Origin of the sequence: Corynebacterium sp. DNF00584, assembly GCF_001552965.1 — a bacterium.
Classification (GTDB): domain Bacteria; phylum Actinomycetota; class Actinomycetes; order Mycobacteriales; family Mycobacteriaceae; genus Corynebacterium; species Corynebacterium phoceense.
Window position 1 is genome coordinate 17,146 of record NZ_KQ959766.1, and the last position, 25,954, is coordinate 43,099.

The following is a 25,954-nucleotide window of genomic DNA, read 5'->3' on the forward strand; positions in this document are numbered from 1 at the left end:
ACTGCTTAGACTCGCGCGTGTCGCCCGCCGCGGCGCAGCGTCCAGAAGCCGCTCACCGCGTAGAAGAACATGTAGACCCCGCCCGCGAACGGGAAGAGGAGGGACATGAGCGGCTGCGGGCTCGTCCAGTCATCGAGGTTGTGGTAGCTCGCGTCGAACCAGAACGCGGCGGAAATCCAGGGCATGACGCACACGCACATCGCGACCATCGAGCCGAGCGCGGCCGCCCAGCCCGGTAGGCGCTCGCCTAGCCGCTGGTTCGCGCCGAGCAGGATGACGACGGCGAGCGGGACGACCCACACGAAGTGGTGGAACCACGCGAATGGGGAGACCATGCACGAGCTGACGCCGGTAAATGCGAAGACGAGCGCCTGGTTGCCGCGGCGCGTCGCCACGAGGTTCGCGGCGAGAGTGAGGCAGAACGTGACGAAGACGGCAAGCAGCCAGCCCACGCCGCCCGCGAGACCGAAGTGGCGCTCGAGGACGGAGCGCAAGCCCATCGCGCCCGGGTTCACGTGGTCGCCGATGCGCGAGGAGTTAAAGACCGCGTTCGTCCAGAAATCGTTGGCGTCCGGGACAATCCAGTAGCCCACGAGGACCGTGGCGATAAACGTCGCGAGGCAGCCCACGACCGCCCACCAGCGGCGCTGGAAGAGCAGAACGAGGCCCGTGTACGCCGGCGTGAGCTTGATGCCCGCAGCCAGGCCGATGCCTACGCCGGGCAGGCGCCAGCGGCGCGGCAGCAGGTCGAGCGCGCACAGCAGCATGAGGAAGACGTTGATCTGGCCGAAGAAGAGCGTGCCCATGACCGGCTCGATGGCCGTGGTGCCCAGCGTGAGCAGGAAGGCCACGTAGACGGTGAGCGGCGTGAGCTTATACGAACGGTTGTTCAGCACGAGCAGGATGACGGCGAAGAGCGCCACACCCGTGCCGATCTGCCACACGCCGATGAGCCAGTTGTCGTTGAGCAGGGACAGCCACTTGAAGAGCACGCCCGCAAACGGCGGGTAGGTAAACGGCAGCTTGCCAATGTACGCGGCGTCGTAGAGCAGCCCGCCGTCGCGGAGGTCCTTGCCCGCGAGGGCGTAGATGTCGAGGTCAATGGGCACGCGCCACACGAGCGGCGTGTTGCCCTCGTACGTGAACACGCGGTACAACACGAAAGCCACGAGGGCAGTAAGCCCCACGGCAAGAGTGGGCAGACCATTGATTTTCTTCACGAAGCTACATCCTAGCGGCGACGCATCGTTTTTCCGGCAGGCCGGTCGTTTCGGGACATATTTTCATCACGATCGTAGAGACCTTCGCGGCGGGCAACACGCGTGATGCGCTGTGCCGTGACCGGCGCCGTCGCAAGCGCGAAGAGCCCGAGCAGGAGCAGCAATCCTAAGTCGCTGCGCTGTGCCACGCTGAACTCCGGCGAGCCGACCACGCGGATGAACGCGCCCAGGAGCACGAGGACTAAGCCGATGGTCTGCGGCTTGGCCACCGCATGGACGCGCGCCATCGTGTCACGGAAGCGTATAGTGCCCAGCGCGGCCGCGAGGACGAAGAAAGACCCGGCGAGCACGAGGACGAGCGAGATGATGTCGGTGATCATTGGTTGTCCCTCCTGCGGAAGCGGGTGACGGCGACGGTCGAGATGAAGCCAAGCAGCGCGATGACGAGCATCGCGTTGACCACGGTCGTATCCAGTGACCAGCAGATATACGTGGCGAGCGCGCATTGGAAGGCGGCCACGAAGCCATCCATGCCCACGAGCCGGTCGAGAGAGTTCGGGCCGGTAATTATGCGCCAGACGATCACGAGGAAGGACACCGTCATCATCGCCGCGGCCACCGCGAGGCCCCAGTCATACAGCGTGTCGGGCATCTAGACGCTCCTTTCAAAGATGGCAATCATGGCGCGCTCCAGCTTGCCGATGCTCCCCAGAGCCCGCTCGATGTCAAGCTCATTGTCTGCTTCCAAGATGTGGACGGTGAGCATGCGTCCGGCGATATCAATATCCGTCACCGTCCCACCCGGCTGGAGGTTGTAGAGGAAGACTGCGAGAGCCAGGACGAACTCGTTGTCCACGCGCATGGGCGCGGTGAGGATGGCCGTGCGCGGCGGGGCGGCCGGCCGGATGGCCAGCCACGCCACCTTGAGCGAAGCCACCAAAAAATCCCAGAGCCACACGCCGATGAACCGGACAAGCAGGCCCCACGAGATGTCAAGGCCGCCCACCGGCATGGCAGGCAGCGGCAGGAGGTAGGTCACCGCGAGGCCCACGAGCACGCCGCCCACGACATTGGCCACGGTGAGCTCGCCCATGAGCAGGCACCACATGACGAGGATCCACACGATAAACCACGGGCGGAACCGGTGCTGCACGCCACTGAGTCGGCCACTAATTTTTTCGTTGAGGTGCGGCAACTGTGCTCTCATCGCGGCTCCTTCTTTTCAATGTCCGCCGAGCCCTCATCAACGGGAGCGGCGCTCGTGGGCGAGGCCGTTGCCGTCGCCGGGGCCGTGGACAGGCCCGGCGCCGGGTCCTTGAGTGAGGCGCGGCGCTCGCCCAAAGAGTCTGCGCCGCGTTCGGCGTTCTCGTGGCCCTCCGCGTAGCGCTCCTTTTGGTCGAGACGGCGCGTGGGATTCTCGGACGTCTCGCCGAGTACTGCGTAGCGGTAGATGCCGTCATCCTGCGCTGACTCCGCCGCGCGCGAGGTCACGCCGGAGATGGGGCCAGCGAGCACCGTAATGGCCACCGAGGCAGCGACCAGCAGCGTGGTGGCGCCGATCATGCCGGAGGGGATGCGGGAGGGGGCATCGGCAGGCTGGGCGGGCTCATGGTAATCCGGGGCGTCTGCGCGGTCGCGGACGAAGGCCTTGGCCCAGACGACCATCATGACGTAGAGCGTGAGCAGCGAGGTCGCGACGGCGCCGACGATGAGCACCCACGCGAGCAGCGAGCCGTCGTTCGCGGCTGCCTGGAGCAGGATGATTTTGCCCAAGAAGCCCGAGAACGGCGGGATGCCGCCCAGGTTGATGGCTGGGATGAAGTAGAGGACCGCGACAAGCGGCGCGGTGTACATGAGCGAGCCCAACCGGCGCATCGAGGACGTGCCCGCCTGGCGCTCGATAAGGCCGACAACGAGGAAGAGCGCCGTCTGCACCAGAATGTGGTGGACCGCGTAGAAGATGGCGCCGGACAGGCCCTGTGCGGAGCCGAGCGAGACGCCGAAGATCATGTAGCCGATGTGGCTCACCAGCGTAAAGGACAGCAGACGCTTGATGTCAGCCTGCGCCATGGCGCCGAGGATGCCCACCACCATCGTGGCGAGCGCGACCCACATGAGCAGCGTGTCGAGCGTGCCATCTGTGAACACGGAGGTGCGCATGCGAATGATGGCGTACACGCCGACCTTGGTGAGAAGGCCCGCGAAGACGGCCGTGACGAGCGCCGGCGCGGTGGGGTAGGAGTCCGGCAGCCACGCGTCGAGCGGCACTATGGCGGCCTTGATGCCGAACGCGATGAGAAGCACGCCGAAGATGGCGGCCTGCGTGCCGCCCGGGATGTCGTTCATGCGCTCGCCGATCTGCGCCATGTTCATCGTGCCCACCGCCGCGTAGACGAGCGCGAGGCCCACGACGAAGACCATGGACGAGGTCATCGACACCATGACGTAGCCTACGCCCGCGCGCACGCGCGCCGGGGACGCGCCGAGGGTGAGCAGCACGTAGGACGCCACGAGGAAGATCTCGAAGCCAACGTAGAGGTTAAACAAGTCGCCAGCGAGGAAGGAGACGTTAATACCCATGGACAGCAGCATGTACGTGGGCAAGAAGACCGCGACGGGGGAGTCGCGGTCGCCGTCCCGGATGCCCTGCGCGATGGCGTACCACATGACGGAGAAGAGCACGATGGACGACGTGAAGAGCATGATTGAGCTCAACCGGTCCGCGACGAGCGTGATACCCACCGGGGCGTCCCATCCGCCGACCTGGATGGCCTGGATGCCGTAGAAATCCGCGATGACGATGAGCAGTGCCGCCACGCCCGCGCTGGCGAGCAGCGCGAAGAAGGCGAGGGTGCGCTGTACCCACGGCACGCGGGCGAAGAGCATGGCGAGCGCCGCCGCCACCGCCGGAATGATGATCGGCAGCGGGATGAGATAACCCACGAACGGGTAGACGACCTCGGCCAGGCCGTGCAGCGGCTCAGTCATCGCTGTCTCCCTTCGCGGTGCCTTCCGGCTTCTTCTTATGGTGTTTCTCTGGGCCTTTCACCGGCTCCTCAAAGGACGAGGGGCCGAAGGCGTCGCCCTTGTCCGTGTCCCTGCCTGTCGTGGGGTCGGAGGACGCGTCGACGTCTGGCGAGATCGTCGAGGTTGACCGGCCCACGCTCGCCGCGATGGCTGCGTCTTCCGTGTCGTCCTCGATGACGTCCGCCGTGCGGTAGCGGTACTGGCGATAGGCCAGCGTGAGGATGAAGCCCGTCATTGCCATGGAAATGACGATGGCCGTGAGGATCATGCCCTGCGCCAGCGGGTCTGCGATCTGTTCGCCATACTGCGTGGATTCGCGCCCGGTAATGGGCGGGGACCCCGGCTCGCCGCCTGCCTGGAGCATGAGCAGGTTCGCGCCGTTGCCAATGAGCAGGATGCCCATGAGCATTTTCGTCATCGCGCGGTCGAGTAGCAGGTAGACGCCCGCCGCGACGGACACGCCCGAGGCGAGCAAGAGGAGGAGATTGGCGGTCATGATGTCTCCTTTCCTGTGCTTGTCGTCGCTGTTGCGGTGGATGCCGTGGCCTGTGCCGGCGCGTTCGTCGGCTTGCGGCCGGCTTGGTGGCGCATTTGTAGTTGGAGCGAGCGCTTGCGGTCGCGGGCGCGCTGCTTACGTGCCTCCTCTTCCTCGTCGAGCTTGCCGCCAAGCGAGGTAAGGATGTGCATGGTGAGCCCCACGACGATGATGTAGACGCCCGCGTCGAAGATGAGCGCCGAGGGCAGCGAGACCGCGCCGAGGAATGGCACCTCGAGCTTCGTATACGCCGTCGTCAACGGGGGCTGGCCCAAAAGCAGCGGCACGATGACGGAGACCGAGGAGGTAAGAAGGCCGGCGCCGAGCAGGCGGGCGGCATCGATAGGCAAAGCCTCCTCGAGCTCCTCGCGCCCGCCCGCGAGGTAGCGCAGCGTGAACGCGAGCGAGGCCACGAGGCCGCCCGCAAAACCGCCGCCGGGCGCGTTGTGGCCGGCGAAGAAGAAGTAGAGCGAAAGCGCCATCATGGACGGGAAGAGCAGGCGCGTGATGACGTCGATCATGAGCGAGCGGTTCTGGCGTTGCTCCGACTCGGAGCCCACGGCCAGCCAGCGGCGGCCCACTGCACGCAGCGTGGGGCGGCGCGAGGAGCGCGTGAAGGACTGCGTGCGGTAGATGAGCGAGGCCACGCCCGTCGCCGCGATGACGAGGACGGTGACTTCGCCGAAGGTATCCCACGCGCGGATGTCCACGAGCAACACGTTTACCGTGTTCGCGCCGTGGCCAATCTCCTTGGCGAGCTTCGGCATGTATTCCGAAATCGGCGCGGCCGTGCGCGCGTTGATGGCGAACATGCCCGCCACCGAGACGGTGAGACCGACCGCGACGGACAGCCACGCACGCAGGCGGTTCATCTCCGGGCCCTGGCGCCATTCGACGTTGGCGGGCATCTTGCGCAGGACGAGCATGAAGAGCACCACGATGATGGTCTCGACGAGCAGCTGCGTGAGTGCCAGGTCCGGCGCGCCGTGAAGCGCAAAGATGAAGGAGAGCGCGTAGCCCGAAATGCCCACGACCAGCACGGCGGACAAGCGGTTGTGCATGGCCGTGGCCGCGATGGCCGCGGCCATCATGAGGACGGCCGCGATGGCCTGCCACGGGTTATCCGCCACGTGCATGCGCACATCCGTGAGGTCGCCGCCGACGAGGGCTGCCATCACGAGGAGGATGAGACACACGAAAATCGTGGTGAGGTTGAACTGCAGGGAGCCGCGCTGCGTCTGCGCCGTAATGCGCAAGGACGCGCGGCGCAGCCGGGCGAGGGTGGCATCGTATGCGTCGTCCGCGTTGCCCAGCGCCGGGGTGTCGAACTGCGCGGCGGCGACGAGTCCCCGCTGCCAGTGCATGAGGCAACCGGCCACAATGATAAACGCCGAGATGCCCAGCGGTAGCGTCCAGCCGTGCCACAGCTTGAGCGCGGACCCCTCGCCGAAGATCGGGTCGAGGTGCTGCGTGAGCCCATTGGATAGCGGTGCCGGCTGTGCGCCTAGGAAGATGGTGAGCGCCGTGAGCACAGCCGGCGGGACCCACAGGGCGGGGCCGACGTGGTGCATCTTCTTCACGGCCGTGCTCGGGCCTTCGGTTCCCTTGGTCGCGAACGCGCCCCAGAGGAAGCGCAGTGCGTACGCCATGGTGAGGATGGAGCCGAGCACGACCGCGACGAGCATCATGTTGCGCGGCATGCCCGTGAGCAGCTCCTCGTGGAGAACCGTCTCCAGCGTCGCTTCTTTGGCGACAAAGCCGAGCAGTGGCGGCAGGCCCGCCATGGACAGCGCGGAGACGCCAGCGATGAGTGCCAAGACCGGTTGGCGCCGCCCCAGGCCGCTGAGCTTTCCGATGTCCCTTGTCCCCGACGCATGGTCGATGGCTCCGACCACCATAAAGAGGGTGGCCTTAAACAGCGAGTGCGCAAAGGTGAGCGCGAGCCCCGCCTGCAGCGCCTCGCGGGAACCAATGGCGACGACGGAGGTGATAAATCCCAGCTGGGAGACCGTGCCGTAGGCAAGAATGAGCTTTAAGTCGCGCTGCTTGAGCGCCATCCAGCCGCCCAGCAGCATGGTGAACAAACCGAGCGGGATGACCACGATGTGCCAAGCCGGGACGGTGTGGACCTCGGGGGAGAGGCGGGCGACCAAGTAGATGCCCGCCTTGACCATCGCGGCGGAGTGGAGATACGCGGAGACCGGCGTGGGCGCGGCCATCGCGCCGGGCAGCCAGAAGTGGGCGGGCGCGATGGCGGATTTGCTCAGAGCACCGGCGAGGACGAGGCACACGGACCAGGCGATATACGGGGTCGTCGCGATATCGGCCTGAAGGCTCGCGATGCCGCTGAACGTCCACACGCCCGACTGGCGGCCGAAGCCGATGATGCCGATGAGCATGGCCAGGCCGCCGAGGGTGGTGACCATGAGCGCCTGCTGCGCGGCGCGGCGCGAGGAGGCGCGCTCGCCGTAGTAGCTCACGAGCAGGAAGGACAGCAGCGAGGTCACTTCCCAGAAGACGTACATGAGCAGGAAGTTATCCGAGATGACGAGGCCGAACATGGCGGCGGCGAAGGCGACCATCTGGGAGGCGAACATCTCGAGACGCCGCCGGGGCGCCGCGCCGTCCGCGGGCGTGAAGTAGCCCCAGCAATAGAAAAGGACGAGCGCGCCCACGCCTAAGATGATGAGCGAGAACAGCCCGGCCAGCGGGTCGAGGCGCAGCTCGATGTCGAGGTGGGCCGCTGGCATCCATTCGATGCGCTGCTCGAGCGCGCCCGCGGCGAAGCGTTTCTCGACGAAGAGCTGGAGCACCCAGATGAATCCCGCGAGCGGAACGAGCGCGAGTAGGCCAAAGCCTGCACGTCCGCAGAGGCGTATGATAAGCGGTGCAGCCGCTGCGGTGCAGAAAAGTCCGAGCAGCAGAATGAGCACGCGCGCCTCCCTTTTGTTTTACGTCGCTTCAAGACTACAGCAATGCTGTTGTCTATGTGGCTGTTGTGACTGCAGCCCCTGCGCAGAGCGCCGCGGCGTGCGCACGAAAATAGCCACAACCCCCGACGAAGGTTCCAGATCTCGAAAAATCCGGGCCTTATTCGGACGTTGTGGCTAACGCGCGCTGCGGGGCGGCTAGAAGCGGGTGAGGAAGAGGGCCTCGGCGATGGCGACGGCCTCAATCTCGGTCGGGTCCACGGACTCGTTCGCGGAGTGGATGACGGCCTTGGGCTCCTCGACCCCGTAGAGGATGATCTCGGCGTTGGGGTATTTCTCCTGCAGCTCGGTGGTGAGCGGGATAGAGCCGCCCATGCCCTGCGCGGTCGTCTCTGTGCCATAAGCCTCAGAAAAAGCCTCGGCGAACACGCGGGCTGCGGGCAGTTCGGGGTCCGTAGCAAAGCCCTGGTTGGCGTCCCATGAGGTGATCTCGATGTGGGCGCCCCACGGCACGTGGTTCTTGAGGTGCTCGATGAGCTTGGCCTCCGTGTCCGCGGCGGACATGTGGGCGGGCACGCGCAGGTTGAGCGCGGCCTCGGCGACATTGGCCACGGCGTTGACGGCCTCGGAGACCGGGGTGGAGGTAAAGCCGATGACGCTCACGGCCGGGCGGGACCACAGCATGGAGGCGATCTCGGTCTCGGTGGCGCCTTCGGAGGAGCCCTCGCCGGCGATGGCCACGCCGTCGAGCAGCTGCGCATCAGCACGGAAGTTGTCAGCGGGGTAGCCCTGGCCGTCCCAGGTATCGCGGCACTCCACGCCGTCGATGACGGTGCGGCCGTACTCGTCCGTGAGCGAGTCGAGCGTGCGCATGAGTGCCTTCACGGCGTCCGGGGCCGCGCCGCCGAACTGGCCGGAGTGGACGGCGGACTCGGCCGTCGTCACCTTGACGCGAACCTGGCCGCCGCCGCGCAGCGATGTGGTGAGCGTGGGCTGGCCCACGGCGGAGTTGCCGGCGTCGACGATGAGGATGGCGTCTGCGGCGAAGAGCTCCGGACGCTCCTCGATGAGCGCGGAAAGACCGGCGCCACCGCGCTCCTCAGAGCCCTCGACGAGGAACTTCAGGTTCAGCTTGGTGCCACCAGCTTCCTCGACCGCGCGCAACGCCGCGAGGTGCGCGGCGACGTTGCCCTTGCAGTCCGCTGCACCGCGGCCGAACCAGCGCGTCGTGCCATCGGCGTGCGCGCGCTCGGTCAACGTGAAGGGATCGGACTCCCACGCGGCCGGGTCACCGGCCGGGACGACGTCGTAGTGCGAGTAGAGCAGCACGGTCTTCGCACCCTCGTCACCCGGGCGGTTGCCCAGGACGGCGATGGAGCCGTCGGTGGTGGGGATGGACTCGACGCTAAAGGCGGCATCGGAAAGCGCGGCGGCAACCCACGCTGCGGCGTCCTTGTTGGCCTGCTCGTGGCCAGGCTCATTGTGGACGGAGGCGAAGCCAACGAGTTGGGACAGGTCCTGGAAAATCCGGGCGCGATCGCCGCGGACGGAGCTAGCAATATCAGTCATGGTTCCCACTATAGATGTGGCAATTCGGGCTATGGAGACTACCATTCGATAGGTTGAATTTTATCTTGAAAAGAAAGGACCTCGCATGGGCACACCAGTAGCCCCCGCCGGGACCGCGAAAAAGCCTGCATCGTTGCCGGAATTGACGCTGCGCGGCGTCATCATCGGCGGGCTTATCACCCTCGTGTTTACCGCCGCCAACGTCTACCTCGGCCTCAAAGTGGGCCTCACGTTCGCGACGTCGATTCCCGCCGCCGTCATCTCCATGGCCGTGCTCCGCAAGTTTAAGGGGCACAACATCAAGGAAAACAACATCGTGCAGACCATCGCGTCTGCTGCCGGTACGTTGTCCGCCATCATCTTTGTCCTCCCCGGCCTCGTCATGGTCGGCTACTGGACGGGATTCAGCTTCTTCGAGACGGCCGCGGTGTGTGCCATCGGCGGCATCCTCGGCGTCATGTACTCCATCCCGCTGCGCCGCGCGCTCGTTACCGGCTCGGACCTGCCCTATCCGGAGGGCGTCGCTGCGGCCGAGGTCCTTAAAGTCGGCGACGGTGACAGCGCAAACGGCGTCACGGACAAAGCAGGAGAGGAAAACGCCAAGGGCCTGCGCGTCATCCTCGTGGGCGGCGTCATCTCCGCCGCGATGTCCCTGCTCGCCGCGATGAAGGCTATCTCGTCCTCCGTCGCGGGCTACTTCAAGCTCGGCGCGGGCGCGACGACGCTTGGTACGAGCCTGTCCATGGCGCTTATCGGCGTGGGCCACTTGGTCGGCCTGCCTGTCGGTATCGCCATGCTCGTGGGCGTGTTCATCTCCTTTATTATCCTGCTGCCCATCCGCACCGCGGGCGATATCTCGGACGTCGCCGCGATGGCAGACATCGTCGACGAGGTCTTCTCCGGCGAGATCCGCTTCATCGGTGTCGGCACCATGGCGATTGCTGCCGTGTGGACGCTCATCAAGATCACTGGCCCCATCGCCAAAGGCATCTCCCAGTCCCTGGCTTCCTCGCGCAGCCGCAAGGCGGGCAACGCCGTGGACGTCACGGAGCGCGACATTCCGTTCCCGTACGTGGCCACCACCATCGTGGTCCTTATGCTGCCCATCGGCCTGCTGTTGTGGGACTTCCTCTCGCAGACCGATATTCACGAGCACGCCTTCGTGCTCATCGCGGTTTCCGTGCTGTTCACGCTCGTCCTCGGTCTCGTCATCGCCTCCGTCTGCGGTTACATGGCCGGCCTCATCGGCGCGTCGAACTCGCCGATTTCCTCCATCGGCATCATCGCCGTCGTCGCGGTCTCGCTCATCATCGCCGCCGTCATGCGCGGCGTGGACGCGAACCCGCTCTCGCTCGTGGCCTACACGCTCTTCTCGGCGGCCATTATCTTCGGCATCGCCACGATTTCGAACGATAACCTCCAGGACTTGAAGACCGGCCAGCTCGTGGGCGCGACGCCCTGGAAGCAGCAGGTCGCCCTCATTATCGGTGTCCTCTTCGGCTCCGTCGTCATTCCGCCCATCCTTCAGGTCATGCTCACCGGATTCGGCTTCCAGGGCATGGAGGGCGCCGGCGAGGACGCACTCGCCGCCCCGCAGGCTGCGCTTATGTCCTCGGTCGCCTCGGGCATCTTCGACAGCACGCTGGACTGGAACCTCATCTTCCTCGGCATGGGCATCGGCGCGGTCCTCATCGTTATCGACGAGGTTTTGCGCAAGACCACGGATAAGTACTCCCTCTCGCCGCTCGCCGTCGGCATGGGCATGTACCTGCCGGCCTCGCTCACGATCATCATCCCGATCGGCGCCATCCTCGGTACGTTCTACGACAACTGGGCCGCCAAGCAGGAGAGCGCCGAGGCTAAGAAGCGCCTGGGCACGCTGCTCGCCACCGGCCTCATCGTCGGTGAGTCCCTCTTCGGCGTCGTCAACGCCGGCCTCATCGCGGCGGACGGCGGCGCGTCCCCGCTCGAGTTCTTCTCCGGCGGAACCTACGCCGATATCCTGGGCATCATCGCCTTCATTGCGGCCGTGGCCTTCACCTACTGGTGGACTCGCCGCAAGGCTCGCGCCTAGCTTTCCGATGCCCCCTTTGCTCCAGGCTCGCCGGTTCCCGGCGGGCCTTTCGCGATCTCTCAGGGCATGCGCGTCATTTCTTGCACTCGGTGCGGGCGAGTGCCAGAATGGTCGCTAGCACTCGAGAATGGTCAGTGCTAAGAACGTGCACCTTTGAAGTTGAGGTTGGTTTACACTCGCCAGCCGCGCCGTCGCGGGCCTCTTTGAAGGGTGGGACGCTTGAGTGTCGTCTTCTTTCAACCACATAGACAAAAGACACCAATCAAGGAGTTAAAAAGACATGGCAAAGATCATTGCCTTTGACGAAGAGGCGCGTCGCGGCCTCGAGCGTGGCCTCAACACGCTGGCCGACGCTGTCAAGGTCACGCTCGGCCCCAAGGGCCGCAACGTCGTCCTGGAGAAGTCCTGGGGCGCCCCGACCATTACGAACGACGGCGTGTCCATCGCGCGCGAGATCGAGCTCGAGGATCCGTACGAGAAGATCGGCGCCGAGCTCGTCAAGGAAGTTGCCAAGAAGACGGATGACGTCGCAGGCGACGGCACCACCACCGCTACCGTCCTGGCTCAGGCGCTCGTCCGCGAGGGCCTGCGCAACGTAGCCGCCGGCTCCAACCCGATGGGCATCAAGCGCGGCATCGAGACCGCCACCAAGGCCGTCGTTGACGCCTTGCTCTCTTCCGCCACGGAGGTCGAGACCCAGGAGCAGATCGCCACGACCGCTGGCATCTCCGCCGCTGACCCGGCCATTGGCGAGAAGATCGCCGAGGCTATGTACACCGTGGGCAACGGCTCCGTGAACAAGGACTCCGTCATCACTGTCGAGGAGTCCAACACCTTCGGCGTCGACCTTGAGGTTACCGAGGGTATGCGCTTCGACAAGGGCTACATCTCCGGCTACTTCGCCACTGACATGGAGCGTCAGGAGGCCGTCCTCGAGGATCCGTACATCCTTCTGGTCTCCTCCAAGATCTCCAACATCAAGGACCTCGTCCCGGTCCTCGAGAAGGTCATGCAGACCGGCAAGCCGCTGCTCATCATCGCTGAGGACGTCGAGGGCGAGGCCCTGTCCACCCTCGTCGTCAACAAGATTCGCGGCACCTTCAAGTCCGTTGCCGTGAAGGCACCGGGCTTCGGCGACCGCCGCAAGGCCACCCTGCAGGACATGGCTATCCTCACCGGCGGCCAGGTCATCTCCGAGGAGGTCGGCCTCTCCCTCGAGACCGCCGAGCTCGAGTTCCTCGGCCAGGCCCGCAAGGTCGTCGTCACCAAGGACGACACCACCATCGTTCAGGGCGCCGGCTCCCAGGAGCAGATCGACGGCCGCATCAAGCAGATTCGCGCCGAGATTGAGAACTCTGACTCTGACTACGACCGTGAGAAGCTCCAGGAGCGCCTGGCTAAGCTCTCCGGCGGCGTGGCCGTCCTCAAGGTCGGCGCTGCTACCGAGGTCGAGCTCACCGAGCGCAAGCACCGCATTGAGGACGCCGTCCGCAACGCGAAGGCTGCCGTCGAAGAGGGCATTGTCGCCGGCGGTGGCGTCGCCCTCCTGCAGGCTGCCAAGGCTCTGGACTCCCTGTCTGATCTCAAGGGCGACGAGGCCACTGGCGTGAAGATCGTCCGCGAGGCACTGTCCGCACCGCTTAAGCAGATTGCGTTGAACGCTGGCTTCGAGCCGGGCGTCGTGGCTGACAAGGTCGCCAACCTTAAGGCTGGCGAAGGCCTCAATGCCGCCACCGGCGAGTACGTCGACCTCATGGCCGCGGGCATCAACGACCCGGTCAAGGTCACCCGCTCTGCGCTGCAGAACGCTGCATCCATCGCCGCGCTCTTCCTCACCACTGAGGCTGTCGTTGCTGACAAGCCGGAGCCGGCCGCACCGGCCGCTCCTGGCGCTGACGAGATGGGCGGCATGGGCTTCTAAGCCCCGCCCCTCGCGTCTCCACGCGCCCGCCGTACTCCTTACTTGTAAAGAGGAGCGCGGCGGGCGCTTTTGCGCGTTTGGGGCCGCGCTAGTTCTGTACGCGTGCCTGGCCCTCAGGCGGCCGCAGCGTGCACAGCGCCTCCGGCTTCTCGCGGCACGTGACGGCTTTACTTGAGTAACATCCGTAACATTTGGAACGACACGCCGTGTTGCACAGTCGTGTCCTCATTGCCGTCGAAAGCATGCGGGAACGCCGACTCAGCCCGCTCCAAAGCCGCTGCCGCGGCGAAGTTTACCCCCATTAGACACCCCCGTTTACTCGCTGAAGGTTAACACCGGGTTAACCAAATTTAAGGTTGCGGTCCGATTAAATCGGACACAGTGTGGTGGGTGTTACGGGGAGCTGCCAAAAAAAGAATGACTAAATTGGCGGTATTTTATATTCGTGCAGGTGGGGGCGTTTCTTAGTGTTGTCTGTGTGGTGAGTGAGAAAGTGTACGGTGTGATTTAGACGACGTATGGATGGGAGAATTGCATCAGAATTTCCGTTTGACGCGTCAGCAAAATGTGCCACAATAATCCTCGTGACATCCACTGCGGGATGTCGTAAAAACCGTTTATTCACATCCCCGACTCCTGTAGTTGGGTACATCTAAAGGAGACACACATGGATCTCTCTTTCGTCACCGAGCAGCTGGACAACTTCTCCACCTTCGGCAAGGCTATTCACGACCTGTTCACTGGCTTTGCGAAGTTCGCTGGCAACATGAACACCATGATCAATGGTTCCGACGCCCTGACCGAGAAGACCTCCGGCGTCTTCGAGGGCCTGTCCTCCAAGTCTGAGGCCTAATTCAACCTTGCGGGCGTGAGCATGCGCCCGTGTACCTAACTTTCACAACCCTTAAAGGAGTAATCACATGGAGTTCTTCAAGCTTTCTGCCGAAGGTACCTGGACCGGCCAGCTGCTTCTTCTGCTGAAGCAGCTCGCTGACATGGCTGGCAACGTCTCTGACCTCATCGGTCTGACCCAGTAGTAGATTTCGCCTCGAGCGACTAACTGCTGCCCGCGCTGTGTGCGCGGGCTTTTGCAGTTTTCGTCTTTTTGGCGGGTCTGCGCAGTGGGGGCGGGGAGGGGTGAATTTCACCGGGGGTTCACCTCCCATGCGGGCACTTTAGGGCGATTTTAGGAGTAAAATGTCATGCATGGCTGATATTAAAGACGACGAGCTTCCCGAGATTGATCTTGCACAGACCGACGGCTACGTCGTTGACGACTCTGACGAGGATGATCCCTCGCTCATCATGCCGGATGGCTCTCCGGTGGAGACGTGGCGCGAGAACTACCCGTATGAGGAGCGCATGACGCGTGACGAGTACGAGGTGACGAAGCGCGCCCTGCAGATTGAGCTGCTGAAGTGGCAGAACTGGACCAAGGAAACTGGCCAGCGCCACATCATTATTTTTGAGGGTCGCGACGCTGCTGGCAAGGGCGGCACCATTAAGCGTTTCAACGAACACCTCAATCCGCGTGGCGCACGCACGGTGGCGCTTGAGAAGCCGTCGCCGCGTGAGTCCACCTCGTGGTACTTCCAGCGCTACATCCAGCACTTCCCGGCCGGCGGCGAGATCGTCTTCTTTGACCGCTCCTGGTACAACCGCTCCGGCGTCGAGCGCGTCATGGGTTTCTGCACCGAGTCGCAGCACGCGGAGTTCCTCCGTGAGGTGCCGATGCTCGAGAACATGATTCTGGGTTCGGGTATTTCGCTCACCAAGCTGTGGTTCTCCGTGACCCGCAAGGAGCAGCGCACCCGCTTCGCGATTCGCCAGATTGACCCGGTGCGCCAGTGGAAGCTGTCACCGATGGACCTCGCGTCCCTCGACAAGTGGGACGACTACACCCGCGCCAAGGAAGAGCAGTTCCGCTACACGGATACCGACGAGTCTCCGTGGATCACCATTAAGTCGAATGACAAGAAGCGCGCCCGCATTAACGCCATGCGCTACGTGCTCTCCAAGTTCGAGTACACGAACAAGGACCACTCCGTGGTCGGCGAGCCGGACGAGCACATCGTTAAGCGCGGCCGCGACCAAATCGGCGACTAGTCACGCTTAGCTGGATTCCGCGCCTGCGGTAAACGCAACGAAGAGCCTCTTCCTTTTGGAAGCGGCTCTTTTTGCATATGCAGGTGAGTGCCGAGGGGGCGATGCTTGACATATGCGGATTGTTTTCATTTATTTCATGTCGTTCACGTTGATGTAACGGACAATTTAGAAAATTTGTTGCTTAAACCACACGCGGCCTAGCGATAATGTTTTAGAATCGAAAACGTCCGTATCTCCCCTTAACCCAAGGAAATATTATGTCCTCTAAGCTCACCCGCGGCGTTATCGCTGCTGCCACCTCCGTTGCTCTGGCCACCAGCGGCGCTGTCGCTGCTCCGGTCGCTCTCGCTGAGTCTTCTGACGCTGCAGCATCCGGCTCTGCTACTGCTGCCAATACCGGTTCCTCCACCGCCGGCTACGTCATCTCCTCGGTCCTCGGCGTGGCTATTTCCGTGGCCTTCTGGGGCACCGTGTACAACACCCTCGTCGGCCGCGGCACCATCCAGGGCCAGAAGATTCCGTACTTCCCGGCTCTTTAAGTAGTACGCGGTACGGTGCTTCACGGCGGCGCTTTCCGGAAGGAAGGCGCCGCCTTCTCGCGTTTTAAGCCAAGGGAGAAATCCGCGGCGCGGGCGCGGGCTCCATCCCGTCGCTCGTGGGGCGGTAGGTGCCGCGGGCGGCCAGATGGGGATGGTCGAGTACGTCGTCAGGGGAGACGACTTCGGCGACGCACGCATCGGTGCCGCGGAAAATCTTTACCCACTCGGCCTGGGTCTTCGTGACGAAGACCTCGGCGAAGTGCTGGGCCACGCGTGGCCACTCGGCTTGGTCGTTCTGGTCAATCCCTGCTAGTTCGTTCGTGAGGTCGAGGAGCCGTAGTAGTTCGGCGTAGAACTGCGGCTCGATGGCGCCTACAGACATCCACTTCCCGTCGGACGTCTTGTACACGGTGTAGAACGGCGCGCCGCCGTCGAGCACGTTCGTGCCGGTTGGGCCCCACTGGCCGGCATTCCTAAAGGCGTGGAGCATTGCCGTCAAGGAGGCCGCGCCGTCCACAATGTTGGCGTCCACCACGGCGCCCTCACCGGTGGTCTGTGCGTGCACGAGGGCGGCGAGGAGGCCGGAGACGAGGTACATCGAGCCGCCGCCGAAGTCGCCCATGAAGTTCAGCGGCGGCACGGGGCGTCCGTCGGGCGCGGCGATAGCGCCGAGTGCGCCGGAGATGGCGATGTAGTTGATATCGTGCCCGGCTGTTTGCGCGAGCGGTCCGTCCTGGCCCCAGCCCGTCATGCGGCCGTAGACGAGCGCGGGGTTGCGGGAGGCGGCATCGGAAGGCCCGAGGCCGAGACGCTCCGCGACGCTGGGGCGGAAGCCCTCGATGAGGAGCTGGGCGTCGGTGATGAGGTCGAGAACGCGGGCGACATCATCGGGGTCCTTGAGGTTGGCCTCAAGGGTTTCCTGGCCGCGGTAGAGAACGCCATGCGGGACGATGTCCGCCGGATTGCCGGGGCGCACGACGCGGATGACGCGCGCGCCCATGTCTGCGAGAATCATTGCGGCAAACGGGCCGGGGCCAATCCCGCCGAGGTGGACGACGGTGATGCCGGTGAGGGGGAGCATAGAGACCTGCCTTGATAAAAATAACGGTACGATTTTGGAAGAAATCGTACCGTTAGGTGGCGAAGGTCACAAGGGTATTACTCCCACGGTTCGATGGGATTGCCCTGCCACACGGTGCCCGCGGGGACGCGGTCGCCGCGCATGACAAGCGAGCCGGGACCCACCGTCGCGCTACGGCCTACCGATGCCGCCGGCAGCGCCACCGAGTGCGCCGCGAGCGTCGCACCGGCGCCGAGGGTGACGGTGTCGAGGCTCATGACGCGGTCCTGGAAGAGATGGGTTTGAACCACCGTTCCGGGGCCCACGGAGGCGCCGTCGCCCACCGTGATGAGGTCGGTCTCCGGGAACCAGTAGGACTCGATCCATGCGCCGCGGCCGATGCGCACGCCGAGTGCGCGCAGCGCCATATTCATCGAGCCCGTGCCGCCCGCGTGCTGGAAGAACCAGGGGGCGGCGACGGATTCGACGAAGGCGTCCTGGAGCTCGTTGAGCCACACGAACGAGGACCACAGTGGGTGGTCGCCCGGCACGTGGCGGCCGACGCAGATCCACTTCACGGCCACGGTGATGGCCACGCCCACCGCGCCGGCGGCCATGAGCAGCAGGCCAGAGACGAGCCACGCAACCGCCAGGCCATAGGCGTCGAGCAGCCACAGGAGGCCGCCGAGGACTGCGGCGAGCAGCATCGCGGAGGTCATCGGCGCGAGGAGACGGAGGGTTTCTACCGCGCCGCGCGCGATCTTGACGCCCAGGCCCGGGCTATAGGTGAGGGCCTCGCCGCCGTCGACGTGCGCCTCGACGCGGCGCATGCGCTCCGGCGGGGAGCCCCACCAGTTGGAACCGGCTTTGGACTTCTTCGGCGTCGAAGAGAGTACGGCCACGAGCGAATTCTTGCCCAGCTTGCGGCCGGGGCCCGTGATGCCGGAGTTGCCCACAAACGAGCGCTTGCCCACCTTAGTCTCGCCGGTGAGCAGCCAGCCGCCGCCGAGCTCGTAACCGCCCACGAGCGTGTCATCCGCGAGGAACGCGCCGTCCTTGACCTCGGTGAGCTTCGGAATCATGACGGCGGTGGAAATTTCAGCGTCGCGGCCAATGCGTGCGCCGAGCGAGCGCAGCCAGCCCGGCGTGAGCTGGGAGGCGTAGAGCGGGAAGAGCGTCGTGCGGGCTTCATCCATGAGCCTTTCGATGCCCCAGGCGCGCCAGCCAGCCGCCGAGCGCACCGGCGCCACGCCGGGCTTGAGTCCCAGCTGCAGGAAGCGCACGCCCAGCCACGTTTGTGCCATGAAGAACGCGAAGGCGGCCAGGGCGCCGACGGGTGCGAAGAGCAGTCCGCCCACGTAGGGGTTGCCGCCGGTGAGCTGGATGAGCGCCACGGTCGCGGCGGCACCCACGGCAAGCGCCATGAGCGGCTGCAGCGCGAGCAGGAACGAGGTGACGCCATAGATGGCGACCCAGTGGCTGCGGCGGCGCGGGTGCTCATCAGGGAAGCGGTGCTTGGAGCGGCCTACCTTTGCCGCGGGCGAACCGGACCAGCGTTGGCCAGACTTGACCTTCTTCGCGCCCGTCACGGTGGATCCGGCCTCGATGTGGGCATCGTTGCCGATGCGCGTGCCAGGCAGCAGCGTGGAGCGCGCGCCGACGCGGGCGTTCTTGCCTACCTCGATGGCACCCACGCGCAAAATGTCGCCGTCGAGCCAGTAGCCGGAGAGATCGACCTCCGGCTCGATGGACGCGTGCGCGCCGATGGTAAGCAGGCCCGTGACCGGCGGCAGCGAGTGGAGATCGACGCCGTGGCCGATCTTCACGCCGAGGGTGCGCGCGTAGTTATTGACCCACGTCGCACCCGCGATGGACCGCGAACCGGACGCGTCGGCCCAGCGTTCCGCCGCCCAGATGCGTAGGTGCACCGAGCCGCCGCGCGGGTACTCGCCAGGCTGAATGCCGCTCGTGATGAGTCGCGCGCCGAAGCCGCCCAGCGGAATGCGCCCGAGCGGTGTGGCGAAGACCAGCACCAAGGCGATGACGAGCCACCACGGCGACCATACGGCCCACTCGATGCCGGCGAGGACCGCCAGATTCGAACCGAGCAGCAGCCACGCGAGCCACGAGCTCGCGGCGAGCGTCATGACGGGAATCTGCACCAGGAACTGAATGAGGCGCGTGGTCCACCTCACCCGCGCGACGTGACGCTGGCGCGTCACGGACGAGGCGGACGGAGAGGTGGCATCGATAAGCTCGGCGAGCGCGCCCAGACGCGGGTGATCGTAGAGGTCACGCACGGACGTGGTGGGGTAGCGGTCGCGAATGCGGCCCACGAGGGTGGCCGCGGCGAGCGACGTGCCGCCCAGCGTGAAGAAGTCCGCGTTCGCGTCCTCGACGGAAACGCCGAGGACCTCGACGAAGAGCTGCGCGAGCCACGCCTCGGTGTCGGTGAGGCCCACGGCCTCGACGCCCACGCCAGGTAGCGGCCACGGCAGCGCCTTTTTGTCGACCTTGCCGGAGGTGCGCACGGGCAGCTCGTCCATGACGCACAGGCGCGGGACGAGGGCGGCGGGCATGGACTCGGCGAGGCGCTCGCGCGCAGCGTTCTCATCGAAGCCGGCGTCCGGGTCATCGAGCGAGACATAGCCCACGAGGACCTTCTCGCCGCCAGCCGTGGACTGCACCGCGACGGCCGAGTTGTAGACATTCGGCAGGGCCGCGACGTTGGCCTCGACCTCGCCGAGCTCGATGCGGCGGCCGCCGATCTTCACCTGGTCGTCGACGCGACCCACGAAGTACAAGCCGTCCTCTTCGAGGCGCACGTGGTCGCCCGAGCGGTATGCGCGCTCCCACGCCATGGACTCGAGCGGCGCGTACTTTTCGGCGTCCTTGACCGGGTCGAGGTAGCGCGCAAGACCCACGCCGGCGATGACGAGCTCGCCCACCTGGCCCATCTGTACGGGAAACCCCTCGGTATCCACGACCGCCAGGTCCCAGCCGCGCAAAGGCTTCCCGATGCCCACTGGCTGGCCAGGCAGGAGCCTCGCCGCCGAGGACACGACGGTGGCCTCCGTGGGGCCGTAGGTATTCCACATCTCGCGGTCCTCGGTCGCCAGGCGGTCGACGAGCTCTTGCGAACAGGCTTCGCCGCCGACGATGAGCAGGCGCACGTGGTCGAGGGCCTCTGCGGGCCACAGACCCGCGAGGGTCGGGACGGTGGAGACCACCGTGATGTCGCGGCGGATGAGCCAGGGGCCGAGATCCATGCCGGAGCGCACGAGCGAGCGTGGCGCCGGGACAAGGCAGCCGCCGTGGCCCCATGCGAGCCACATTTCCTCACAGCTCGCGTCGAAGGCGACGGACAGGCCCGCAAGCACGCGGTCATCTGGTCCTAGGGGACCACCAGGGTGGTCCGCTAGAAAAATCGAAGCCTCAGCGTCCACGAACGCGGCGGCGGAGCGGTGGCTCACAGCCACGCCCTTCGGCTTGCCCGTCGAGCCCGAGGTGAAGATGATCCACGCGTCATCCTCAGGGCGCGGCTCGCCGGCCGCGTGCGCGTCCGGAGTTAAACGACGGAAGCCCTCGTCGGTGAAGATGCCGTCAATGGCGGCCTCGCCGAAGACCATCTCGGCGCGCTCGTCCGGATCGTCTGCGTCGACAGGCACGTAGGCGGCGCCCGCGAAGAGCGTCGCCAAAATCGCGAGGTAGAGTTCCTTCTTACCCGAGGTCATGCGCACGCCGATGCGATGGCCGCGCCCAATCCCCTGGGCCGAAAGTTCGGCGGCCCAGGCGGTGGCATCGGCAAGCAATTCGGCGTAGGTGAGGACCTCGCCGTCATCAATGGCTGCGGCGTCGGGGTAGAGCCCAGCCGTGGTGCGGACGATGTCGACGAGCGTGCGGGGCGGGGCGGCCTCCTCGCGCAGGAGATAGGACTCGGGCACATGAATAATCCCCGCTCCGGGCTGGTGCTCATCACGGGGATCTTCGGGCAACGCGTGGCGCGGCTCCATTTAGGAATCGTCCTCCCCCGCCGAGATGATGGAGGTCGCGAGCTTGCGCAGGTGCTTGAGCTGCTTATTTGTGGAGGCGTCGAGCGCCTCGTCCTCGGCAGCCGTGACGAGCTCTGCGAGCTGGCCGTGGGCCTTCGTGCCCTTCTTCGTGGAGGCGACGATTTGGCGGCGGCGATCGCGGGGGTCGCGCTCGCGCTTGGCCCAGCCACGTTGCTCGAGGGCGTCGATGAGGCGCACCATGTCCGAGGCGTCGATAGCCAGCGTGTCAGACAGGTGAGACTGGCTCGCCGCGGACTCCTCGACGAGGCACGTGAGTACCCAAAATTCGCGCAGAGTCGTCTCCTGCGAATTCAGCTGAGCCTCGACCATATCGCGGACGCGGCGGCGAAGGCGCTCGAGCTGAAACGACGGGGACTCCAGCAGAGCGGTAGGAATCGGGTGGTTTTTCGTGGAAGACATACCACCATACTAAGCCCAAATGATGGGTTGAAGCCAATTATTCGGCGGCGCTACTCCGTAGGAAGACCCTGGCTAACCCAAGCATTCGTGCCGCCTGCGACGTTGATTGCGTCCCAGCCGAGCGCCTGCTCGAGGTACTCCGCCACCTGCGCCGAGCGGCCGCCTGCCGCGCAAATGACGTAGATGTCCTTGTCTGGATCGATCTCTGCGTAGCGCTGCGGCACCTCGCCCATCGGAATGTGGGTGGCACCCGCGGCATGGACCTGGTTCCACTCGTCGTTTTCGCGGACATCGATAAGCTGCGCGCCTTGCGGCACGTCTTTCGGTTCTACTTCTTTCATGCGGGCTAGCCTACCTTTTCGTGTGAATGCTCGTTTCAGACTTATGGGTAGTGTCCGATCGGGCTTAAATAAAAATCATGTACCGACGTTCCTTTTTGGGCCGTGACCGGCCTTGCCAGCGAGACGTTCTTCGCCGCATGTTCTTCTTCTGAATCCACTTCCACATCCACTTCTTCTGCCGCCTCCACGACTGCTGCCTTCCCAGGCGAATGGCAGCACGACGACGGCAACGACCGAGATGAACCTGGCGCTCGCCCTCGACATGATGGACCGCAACGTCGAGTTCGAGGCCGTTTGGGGCCAAGGCCATACGATGGCGGAGCTTACCGGCGATGGCGACTTCGACTTCATCGAGTGGGTGGGCTCCCTTTAGTCGCGGGCCGTTCCTTGCGAAAACACCACCCAAAATTCTTGTGGCAAAAGGATTTTCGCAAGGAACGCAAACGGGCGTCCTGGTTCCTTGCGAAAATCAGAAATTTCCTTGCCGTTTAGAATGAATTTTCGCAACGAGTTGGAAGACTTGCACTGCGAGGCCGTCGGAATCCAGTTATTGTGCAATGGCAATTGAAGAATCTCGGGGGAGGAATACATGCAACGCCACCGTATTGCTAAAGGATTTTACGTCGACAACGAACTCACTCCGGCTATAGTCGCTCAGGCCATTGCCGAGAAATATCCGACGGCGGTTTTCACAGGCCGAACCGCTGCGCAGATTTATGCGCAACAACCGCTTACGTTTCCGCTCGATGTAGCAACACCACGGTTGATGGCAAAGTCGGACTACTATGTCGCCCACCGCACGACGGTCCTCAACGCACACGATTTCCTTGGCCACAGAGTCCATACGCCGGTGCTCGCCACGCGCGTCATGGAGAAGCCGGAAGCACACGCGCTGCTGGAGAAGGTGTACGCAGGCCGCACCGGGCGGGACCGGCTCGAGCGGCACCTGAGCTACGTGGGCACGCTGCCCAAGAAGTGCCGCGTGTTCCTTAAAACGGCCGCGTTGTTTACGGACTCCGGCGCGGAAATCACGGTGGCGCACGCCCTTAAAGCGCGTGGGCTCGAGGTGGAGAGCAACGTCCAGATTGGCCCGTACTTCTGGGACCTCGTGCTGCCCAAGGAAAAGATCGCCATCGAGATCAACGGCTTCGACTTCCACAAAGACCGCCAAGCCGTGGTGCGTGACCACTGGAAGAATAATGACGCGGTCCTGCGCGGCTGGACGACGCTGCGGTATACAGGCAGCTGCGTCGCGCACCACCTCGACGAGATCGTGGAGCAGGTCTTCACGGCTCGCACACCGAATTGGAACGCGTGGGCGCATAAGCTCGCGAGCGCGTGGCACGTCGTATTTCGAGGCTTCGACGGGCCGATCCGCGACTACTAAAACGCGAAAACCCCGCTCCAAGGAGCGGGGTAAGAGCGAAGATTTACTTGTGGCGCTCGATAGCTTCCTGCAGGATCTTCTCAGCCTCGGCCTTGTCGCCCCAGCCGGAGCCGGTGACTTCCTTGTTGGGCTCCAGGTCCTTGTAGTGGACGAAGAAGTGCTCGATCTCGTCCTTGATGGACTGCTCAACATCGTTGATGTCCTGGTAGCGCTCCCAGCGCGGGTCGTCGATGACGCAGAGGAGCTTGTCGTCGCCGCCAGCCTCGTCCGTCATCTTGAATACGCCGAGGATGCGAGCCTCTACGATAACGCCCGGGAACACCGGCTCCGGGAGGATGACGAGGGCGTCGAGCGGGTCGCCGTCTTCGCCGAGGGTCTGGTCGATGAAGCCGTAGTCAGCCGGGTAGGCCATCGGGGTAAACAGGTAGCGGTCGAGGTAAACCTTGCCGGTCTCGTGGTCGACCTCGTACTTGTTACGGGAGCCCTTAGGGATCTCGACGGTGACTTCAACGTTCACGGTTGTCCTCCATGTCAGTAGTGGTTAGCGTTTGCTGCTCACATCATACCCGCTAGGGTTAAGGCAATGAGTACAAAGCGTGTGTGGTGGTGGTCCGCAGCCGGCGTCGTGGCTGTGGCCGTGGCGGCGACGGCGGCGACCGGTGTGGCGGTCCAGCGCACCTACGGGGACCTGGATCACGGCCAGGCCTTTGAGGCGCCGGCGCCGGCGAATCCGCTCCAGCCCGCCCAGCCTGCCGATGCCCCTTTGGGCGACGTCGCAGGCCGCCTCACCGAGCTTGCGCGCGATAACGAGGCTTTGGGTAACTTCGGCGGCCAGGTCATCGACACAGCGACGGGGGAGGTCGTGTGGGACCAGGACGGGACTAAGGCGCTGCTTCCGGCGTCGAGCACGAAGGTGCTCACGCTCGCGGCGGCGACGTGGGAGCTGGGCGAGGATGACCGGATTACGACGGAGATCGTGCGCGGAGACAATAACGCGGTCATCATCAAGGCCGCGGGCGACGTGTGGCTCACGCTCGCGCAACTCGACGCCGCGGCCGCGCAGATCAAGGAAGCCATGCCCGAGGTGAGCGGGGTGTTCATCGACACACGCGCGTGGGCCGGCGACGATCAGGCGAAGGGGTGGGATCCGGAGAATGTCGATGGCGGCTTCGTCGCGCCGATGCAGCCGGCCATGGTTTTCGGCGGACGCCTGGGCGCGGCGACGGGCGACGTGCCGCGCAGCCACACTCCGGCGCTCGACGTGGCGAACCTGCTGGCCAAGCGCCTGGGCGTGACGACGGTGGGCATGAGCGAGGCTCCCGATGCCGCCGCACCCGTCGCGACCATCGAGTCCGAGCCGCTGTCCGTGCGCGCCGAGGAGGCCGGGAAGGACTCGGATAACGTCATGGCCGAGGCTATCGGCCGCGAACTCGCCGTCGCGCGCGGCAAGGAGGCATCGTTTGCGGGCGCTGCGGAGGCGACGCTCGAGGTGCTCGGCGAGCACGGCGTCGATACCTCGCAGGTCTTTATCGCAGACAACTCGGGCTTGAGCGAGGTGAACCGCATCCCGGCGGACGTGCTCGCGGGAATCATGAACCAGGCGGCGACGGAGGACGCGCTGCGCCCGCTGCTTGGCTATCTGCCGGTGGCCGGCGGCGACGGCACGCTGTACACGCGGTATACGGATCTCGCGGGACGCGGCTACGTGCGCGCGAAGACGGGCACGCTCACGGGGACCTCGGCGCTGACGGGCATCGTGCCGGGGCAGTCGGGCCATGTCTTTGCGTTTGCGTTCCTCGTCAACGACGGCGACATCCTGGCCGCGCGCGCGGCACAGGATGAGCTGGCTTCGGCTTTGCGGGAGTTCTAGTGGATCCGTTCTGGCCGCGGAAGTCGCCGCATTTCGCGCGGCTGCGCGCGGCCGTGCGGTCCGTCGCGCGTGAGCATCCGCGGCTTTCCGTGGGACTGTCGGGCGGGCCGGATTCGCTGGCGTTGGCGGCGGCACTCGCCGCGGAAAAGCGGGGCGAGATCGTTGCCGTGTGCGTCGACCATCAGCTGCAGGAGGGCTCGCGCGCGGTCTCGGAGGAGGCGGCGCGCCAGGCACGCGCGTGGGGACTCGCCGCGAAGGTCGTCGCCGTCGACGCCGGGCGCGGCGAGGCGGAGGCGCGGGTCGCGCGGTACCGAGCGCTCGCGGCCGAGGGCGTGCCGGTCTGCGTCGCGCATACCGCCGAGGACCAGGCCGAGACCCTGCTGCTCACCGCCCTGCGGGGGCAGACTGGCGGGATGGCGCCGCGCGCCGAGATCGAAGGCTGTGTGGTGCTGCGCCCGCTGCTCGAGGCGCGCCGGGCTGACACGGAGGGCGCATGCAGAGAACTTGGCGTCGAGCCGTGGCGCGACCCGCACAACGAGCGCGCGGACTTCCGGCGGGTGCGTATTCGCCGCGAAGTCCTGCCGTTGTTCGGCGACATCGTGGGCGGCGACGCCGTCGCCCCGTTGGCGCGCGCGGCCGCGCAGACGGTGGACGACGACGTGGCGTTAGATACGGCGCCGACCGATGATTGCGCCGAGCTCGCAGCCCTGCCTGCGGCGCGCCGCCGCCGCGCGATTGCCGCCTGGCTCCAGGCGTCGGGGGCGCCGGTGACGGGGTGGGGGATTGAGGGCATCGGAAAGCTGTGTACGGATTGGCATGGCCAGGGTGGCATTGCGGTGGGCGCAAGGTTGGAAGTCAGGCGCGTTGGTGGCAAACTGGCACTATTGCATCAGCTGTAAAAAC

At 65.1% G+C, this 25,954-nt stretch carries 24 protein-coding genes; 9 read left to right on the forward strand and 15 right to left on the reverse strand.

What is annotated here, in order from left to right:
• Positions 1-5 precede the first annotated feature (5 nt).
• From HMPREF0307_RS10840 to HMPREF0307_RS10875, 8 genes are all read right to left on the reverse strand, one after another.
• Complete coding sequence (locus tag HMPREF0307_RS10840) at positions 6-1,220, reverse strand: glycosyltransferase 87 family protein (RefSeq protein ID WP_066492888.1); 1,215 nt, start codon at positions 1,218-1,220, stop codon at positions 6-8.
• Positions 1,221-1,231: 11 nt separating this feature from the next.
• Positions 1,232-1,600, reverse strand: a complete 369-nt coding sequence (locus HMPREF0307_RS10845) for a monovalent cation/H(+) antiporter subunit G (RefSeq protein ID WP_066492889.1) — start codon at positions 1,598-1,600, stop codon at positions 1,232-1,234.
• On the reverse strand, positions 1,597-1,872 hold the full coding sequence (locus tag HMPREF0307_RS10850; protein ID WP_066492890.1) for a monovalent cation/H+ antiporter complex subunit F: 276 nt from the start codon (positions 1,870-1,872) through the stop codon (positions 1,597-1,599). Before HMPREF0307_RS10850 ends, HMPREF0307_RS10845 begins: the two co-directional genes overlap by 4 nt.
• Positions 1,873-2,427, reverse strand: a complete 555-nt coding sequence (locus HMPREF0307_RS10855; RefSeq protein WP_066492892.1) for a Na+/H+ antiporter subunit E — start codon at positions 2,425-2,427, stop codon at positions 1,873-1,875.
• Complete coding sequence (locus tag HMPREF0307_RS10860; RefSeq protein ID WP_066492895.1) at positions 2,424-4,208, reverse strand: Na+/H+ antiporter subunit D; 1,785 nt, start codon at positions 4,206-4,208, stop codon at positions 2,424-2,426. The genes HMPREF0307_RS10855 and HMPREF0307_RS10860 overlap by 4 nt, the downstream gene beginning before the upstream one ends.
• Positions 4,201-4,743 (reverse strand): Na(+)/H(+) antiporter subunit C, encoded by a 543-nt coding sequence (locus tag HMPREF0307_RS10865; protein ID WP_066492897.1) that lies wholly within the window; start codon positions 4,741-4,743, stop codon positions 4,201-4,203. The genes HMPREF0307_RS10860 and HMPREF0307_RS10865 overlap by 8 nt, the downstream gene beginning before the upstream one ends.
• Positions 4,740-7,715 carry a Na+/H+ antiporter subunit A gene (locus HMPREF0307_RS10870; RefSeq protein ID WP_066492900.1) on the reverse strand — a complete coding sequence of 992 codons (2,976 nt, stop codon included), beginning with the start codon at positions 7,713-7,715 and terminating at the stop codon, positions 4,740-4,742. Before HMPREF0307_RS10870 ends, HMPREF0307_RS10865 begins: the two co-directional genes overlap by 4 nt.
• Positions 7,716-7,910: 195 nt before the next feature.
• Positions 7,911-9,281 carry a dipeptidase gene (locus HMPREF0307_RS10875; RefSeq protein ID WP_066492901.1) on the reverse strand — a complete coding sequence of 457 codons (1,371 nt, stop codon included), beginning with the start codon at positions 9,279-9,281 and terminating at the stop codon, positions 7,911-7,913.
• An 85-nt stretch (positions 9,282-9,366) separates the two neighbouring features.
• Between HMPREF0307_RS10875 and HMPREF0307_RS10880 the strand changes: the two genes are divergently transcribed.
• The 5 genes from HMPREF0307_RS10880 (at position 9,367) to HMPREF0307_RS10900 (ending at position 15,921) form a co-directional block, all read left to right on the forward strand.
• On the forward strand, positions 9,367-11,355 hold the full coding sequence (locus HMPREF0307_RS10880) for an OPT family oligopeptide transporter (protein ID WP_066492902.1): 1,989 nt from the start codon (positions 9,367-9,369) through the stop codon (positions 11,353-11,355).
• Positions 11,356-11,635: 280 nt separating this feature from the next.
• Positions 11,636-13,276, forward strand: coding sequence for a chaperonin GroEL (gene groL / locus HMPREF0307_RS10885; protein ID WP_066492904.1), 1,641 nt, complete (start codon positions 11,636-11,638; stop codon positions 13,274-13,276).
• Between the two features lie 667 nt (positions 13,277-13,943).
• The gene (locus tag HMPREF0307_RS10890) at positions 13,944-14,129 is read left to right on the forward strand and encodes a PorH family porin (protein ID WP_066492906.1); all 186 of its coding nucleotides are present in this window, start codon (positions 13,944-13,946) and stop codon (positions 14,127-14,129) included.
• Positions 14,130-14,482: 353 nt separating this feature from the next.
• Positions 14,483-15,382: a polyphosphate kinase 2 gene (ppk2, locus tag HMPREF0307_RS10895; RefSeq protein ID WP_066492907.1), complete on the forward strand. Its 900-nt coding sequence runs from the start codon at positions 14,483-14,485 to the stop codon at positions 15,380-15,382.
• Between the two features lie 257 nt (positions 15,383-15,639).
• The gene (locus HMPREF0307_RS10900; RefSeq protein WP_066492908.1) at positions 15,640-15,921 is read left to right on the forward strand and encodes a hypothetical protein; all 282 of its coding nucleotides are present in this window, start codon (positions 15,640-15,642) and stop codon (positions 15,919-15,921) included.
• 64 nt (positions 15,922-15,985) lie between these two features.
• Here the strand turns inward: HMPREF0307_RS10900 and HMPREF0307_RS10905 are convergent, their stop codons facing one another.
• The 5 genes from HMPREF0307_RS10905 to HMPREF0307_RS13045 form a co-directional block, all read right to left on the reverse strand.
• Positions 15,986-17,002 (reverse strand): CaiB/BaiF CoA transferase family protein, encoded by a 1,017-nt coding sequence (locus HMPREF0307_RS10905; RefSeq protein ID WP_066492909.1) that lies wholly within the window; start codon positions 17,000-17,002, stop codon positions 15,986-15,988.
• A gap of 77 nt (positions 17,003-17,079) precedes the next feature.
• A complete protein-coding gene (locus tag HMPREF0307_RS10910; RefSeq protein WP_082723329.1) occupies positions 17,080-20,994 on the reverse strand; it encodes a Pls/PosA family non-ribosomal peptide synthetase in 3,915 nt (1,304 codons plus the stop codon).
• Positions 20,995-21,453 (reverse strand): MarR family winged helix-turn-helix transcriptional regulator, encoded by a 459-nt coding sequence (locus HMPREF0307_RS10915; protein WP_066492912.1) that lies wholly within the window; start codon positions 21,451-21,453, stop codon positions 20,995-20,997.
• A 50-nt stretch (positions 21,454-21,503) separates the two neighbouring features.
• Positions 21,504-21,794, reverse strand: coding sequence for a rhodanese-like domain-containing protein (locus HMPREF0307_RS10920; protein ID WP_066492914.1), 291 nt, complete (start codon positions 21,792-21,794; stop codon positions 21,504-21,506).
• Positions 21,795-21,835: 41 nt separating this feature from the next.
• The gene (locus tag HMPREF0307_RS13045; RefSeq protein ID WP_156435937.1) at positions 21,836-21,982 is read right to left on the reverse strand and encodes a hypothetical protein; all 147 of its coding nucleotides are present in this window, start codon (positions 21,980-21,982) and stop codon (positions 21,836-21,838) included.
• 50 nt (positions 21,983-22,032) lie between these two features.
• On the opposite strand from HMPREF0307_RS13045, the gene HMPREF0307_RS13480 reads away from it, so the two are divergent.
• Complete coding sequence (locus tag HMPREF0307_RS13480; protein ID WP_255356884.1) at positions 22,033-22,167, forward strand: hypothetical protein; 135 nt, start codon at positions 22,033-22,035, stop codon at positions 22,165-22,167.
• On the opposite strand, the gene HMPREF0307_RS13050 is transcribed toward HMPREF0307_RS13480, so the two are convergent.
• Positions 22,164-22,385 carry a hypothetical protein gene (locus tag HMPREF0307_RS13050; RefSeq protein WP_141759217.1) on the reverse strand — a complete coding sequence of 74 codons (222 nt, stop codon included), beginning with the start codon at positions 22,383-22,385 and terminating at the stop codon, positions 22,164-22,166. The genes HMPREF0307_RS13480 and HMPREF0307_RS13050 overlap by 4 nt on opposite strands.
• A gap of 175 nt (positions 22,386-22,560) precedes the next feature.
• Here HMPREF0307_RS13050 and HMPREF0307_RS10925 point away from each other — a divergent pair, with 175 nt between their 5' ends.
• Positions 22,561-23,181, forward strand: a complete 621-nt coding sequence (locus HMPREF0307_RS10925; protein WP_066492916.1) for an endonuclease domain-containing protein — start codon at positions 22,561-22,563, stop codon at positions 23,179-23,181.
• Positions 23,182-23,224: 43 nt separating this feature from the next.
• On the opposite strand, the gene HMPREF0307_RS10930 is transcribed toward HMPREF0307_RS10925, so the two are convergent.
• On the reverse strand, positions 23,225-23,698 hold the full coding sequence (locus HMPREF0307_RS10930) for an inorganic diphosphatase (RefSeq protein ID WP_066492918.1): 474 nt from the start codon (positions 23,696-23,698) through the stop codon (positions 23,225-23,227).
• Between the two features lie 66 nt (positions 23,699-23,764).
• Here HMPREF0307_RS10930 and dacB point away from each other — a divergent pair, with 66 nt between their 5' ends.
• Positions 23,765-25,051: a D-alanyl-D-alanine carboxypeptidase/D-alanyl-D-alanine endopeptidase gene (gene dacB / locus HMPREF0307_RS10935; protein ID WP_066492919.1), complete on the forward strand. Its 1,287-nt coding sequence runs from the start codon at positions 23,765-23,767 to the stop codon at positions 25,049-25,051.
• Positions 25,051-25,950, forward strand: coding sequence for a tRNA lysidine(34) synthetase TilS (gene tilS, locus HMPREF0307_RS10940; protein WP_066492921.1), 900 nt, complete (start codon positions 25,051-25,053; stop codon positions 25,948-25,950). The genes dacB and tilS overlap by 1 nt, the downstream gene beginning before the upstream one ends.
• Positions 25,951-25,954: the final 4 nt, after the last annotated feature.

Excerpts from the sequence above, each read along its gene's own strand:
- HMPREF0307_RS10865 (WP_066492897.1), bottom strand. The coding sequence starts at position 4,743 with ATGACCGCCAATCTCCTCCTCTTGCTCGCCTCGGGCGTGTCCGTCGCG.
- HMPREF0307_RS10880 (WP_066492902.1), top strand. The coding sequence starts at position 9,367 with ATGGGCACACCAGTAGCCCCCGCCGGGACCGCGAAAAAGCCTGCATCG.
- HMPREF0307_RS10855 (WP_066492892.1), bottom strand. The coding sequence starts at position 2,427 with ATGAGAGCACAGTTGCCGCACCTCAACGAAAAAATTAGTGGCCGACTC.
- HMPREF0307_RS10890 (WP_066492906.1), top strand. The coding sequence starts at position 13,944 with ATGGATCTCTCTTTCGTCACCGAGCAGCTGGACAACTTCTCCACCTTC.
- HMPREF0307_RS10925 (WP_066492916.1), top strand. The coding sequence starts at position 22,561 with ATGGCAAAGTCGGACTACTATGTCGCCCACCGCACGACGGTCCTCAAC.
- HMPREF0307_RS13050 (WP_141759217.1), bottom strand. The coding sequence starts at position 22,385 with ATGTATTCCTCCCCCGAGATTCTTCAATTGCCATTGCACAATAACTGG.
- HMPREF0307_RS10920 (WP_066492914.1), bottom strand. The coding sequence starts at position 21,794 with ATGAAAGAAGTAGAACCGAAAGACGTGCCGCAAGGCGCGCAGCTTATC.
- HMPREF0307_RS10845 (WP_066492889.1), bottom strand. The coding sequence starts at position 1,600 with ATGATCACCGACATCATCTCGCTCGTCCTCGTGCTCGCCGGGTCTTTC.
- ppk2 (WP_066492907.1), top strand. The coding sequence starts at position 14,483 with ATGGCTGATATTAAAGACGACGAGCTTCCCGAGATTGATCTTGCACAG.
- dacB (WP_066492919.1), top strand. The coding sequence starts at position 23,765 with ATGAGTACAAAGCGTGTGTGGTGGTGGTCCGCAGCCGGCGTCGTGGCT.
- HMPREF0307_RS10850 (WP_066492890.1), bottom strand. The coding sequence starts at position 1,872 with ATGCCCGACACGCTGTATGACTGGGGCCTCGCGGTGGCCGCGGCGATG.
- HMPREF0307_RS10875 (WP_066492901.1), bottom strand. The coding sequence starts at position 9,281 with ATGACTGATATTGCTAGCTCCGTCCGCGGCGATCGCGCCCGGATTTTC.
- HMPREF0307_RS10860 (WP_066492895.1), bottom strand. The coding sequence starts at position 4,208 with ATGACTGAGCCGCTGCACGGCCTGGCCGAGGTCGTCTACCCGTTCGTG.
- HMPREF0307_RS10905 (WP_066492909.1), bottom strand. The coding sequence starts at position 17,002 with ATGCTCCCCCTCACCGGCATCACCGTCGTCCACCTCGGCGGGATTGGC.
- groL (WP_066492904.1), top strand. The coding sequence starts at position 11,636 with ATGGCAAAGATCATTGCCTTTGACGAAGAGGCGCGTCGCGGCCTCGAG.
- HMPREF0307_RS10910 (WP_082723329.1), bottom strand. The coding sequence starts at position 20,994 with ATGGAGCCGCGCCACGCGTTGCCCGAAGATCCCCGTGATGAGCACCAG.
- HMPREF0307_RS13480 (WP_255356884.1), top strand. The coding sequence starts at position 22,033 with ATGAACCTGGCGCTCGCCCTCGACATGATGGACCGCAACGTCGAGTTC.
- HMPREF0307_RS10900 (WP_066492908.1), top strand. The coding sequence starts at position 15,640 with ATGTCCTCTAAGCTCACCCGCGGCGTTATCGCTGCTGCCACCTCCGTT.
- HMPREF0307_RS10915 (WP_066492912.1), bottom strand. The coding sequence starts at position 21,453 with ATGTCTTCCACGAAAAACCACCCGATTCCTACCGCTCTGCTGGAGTCC.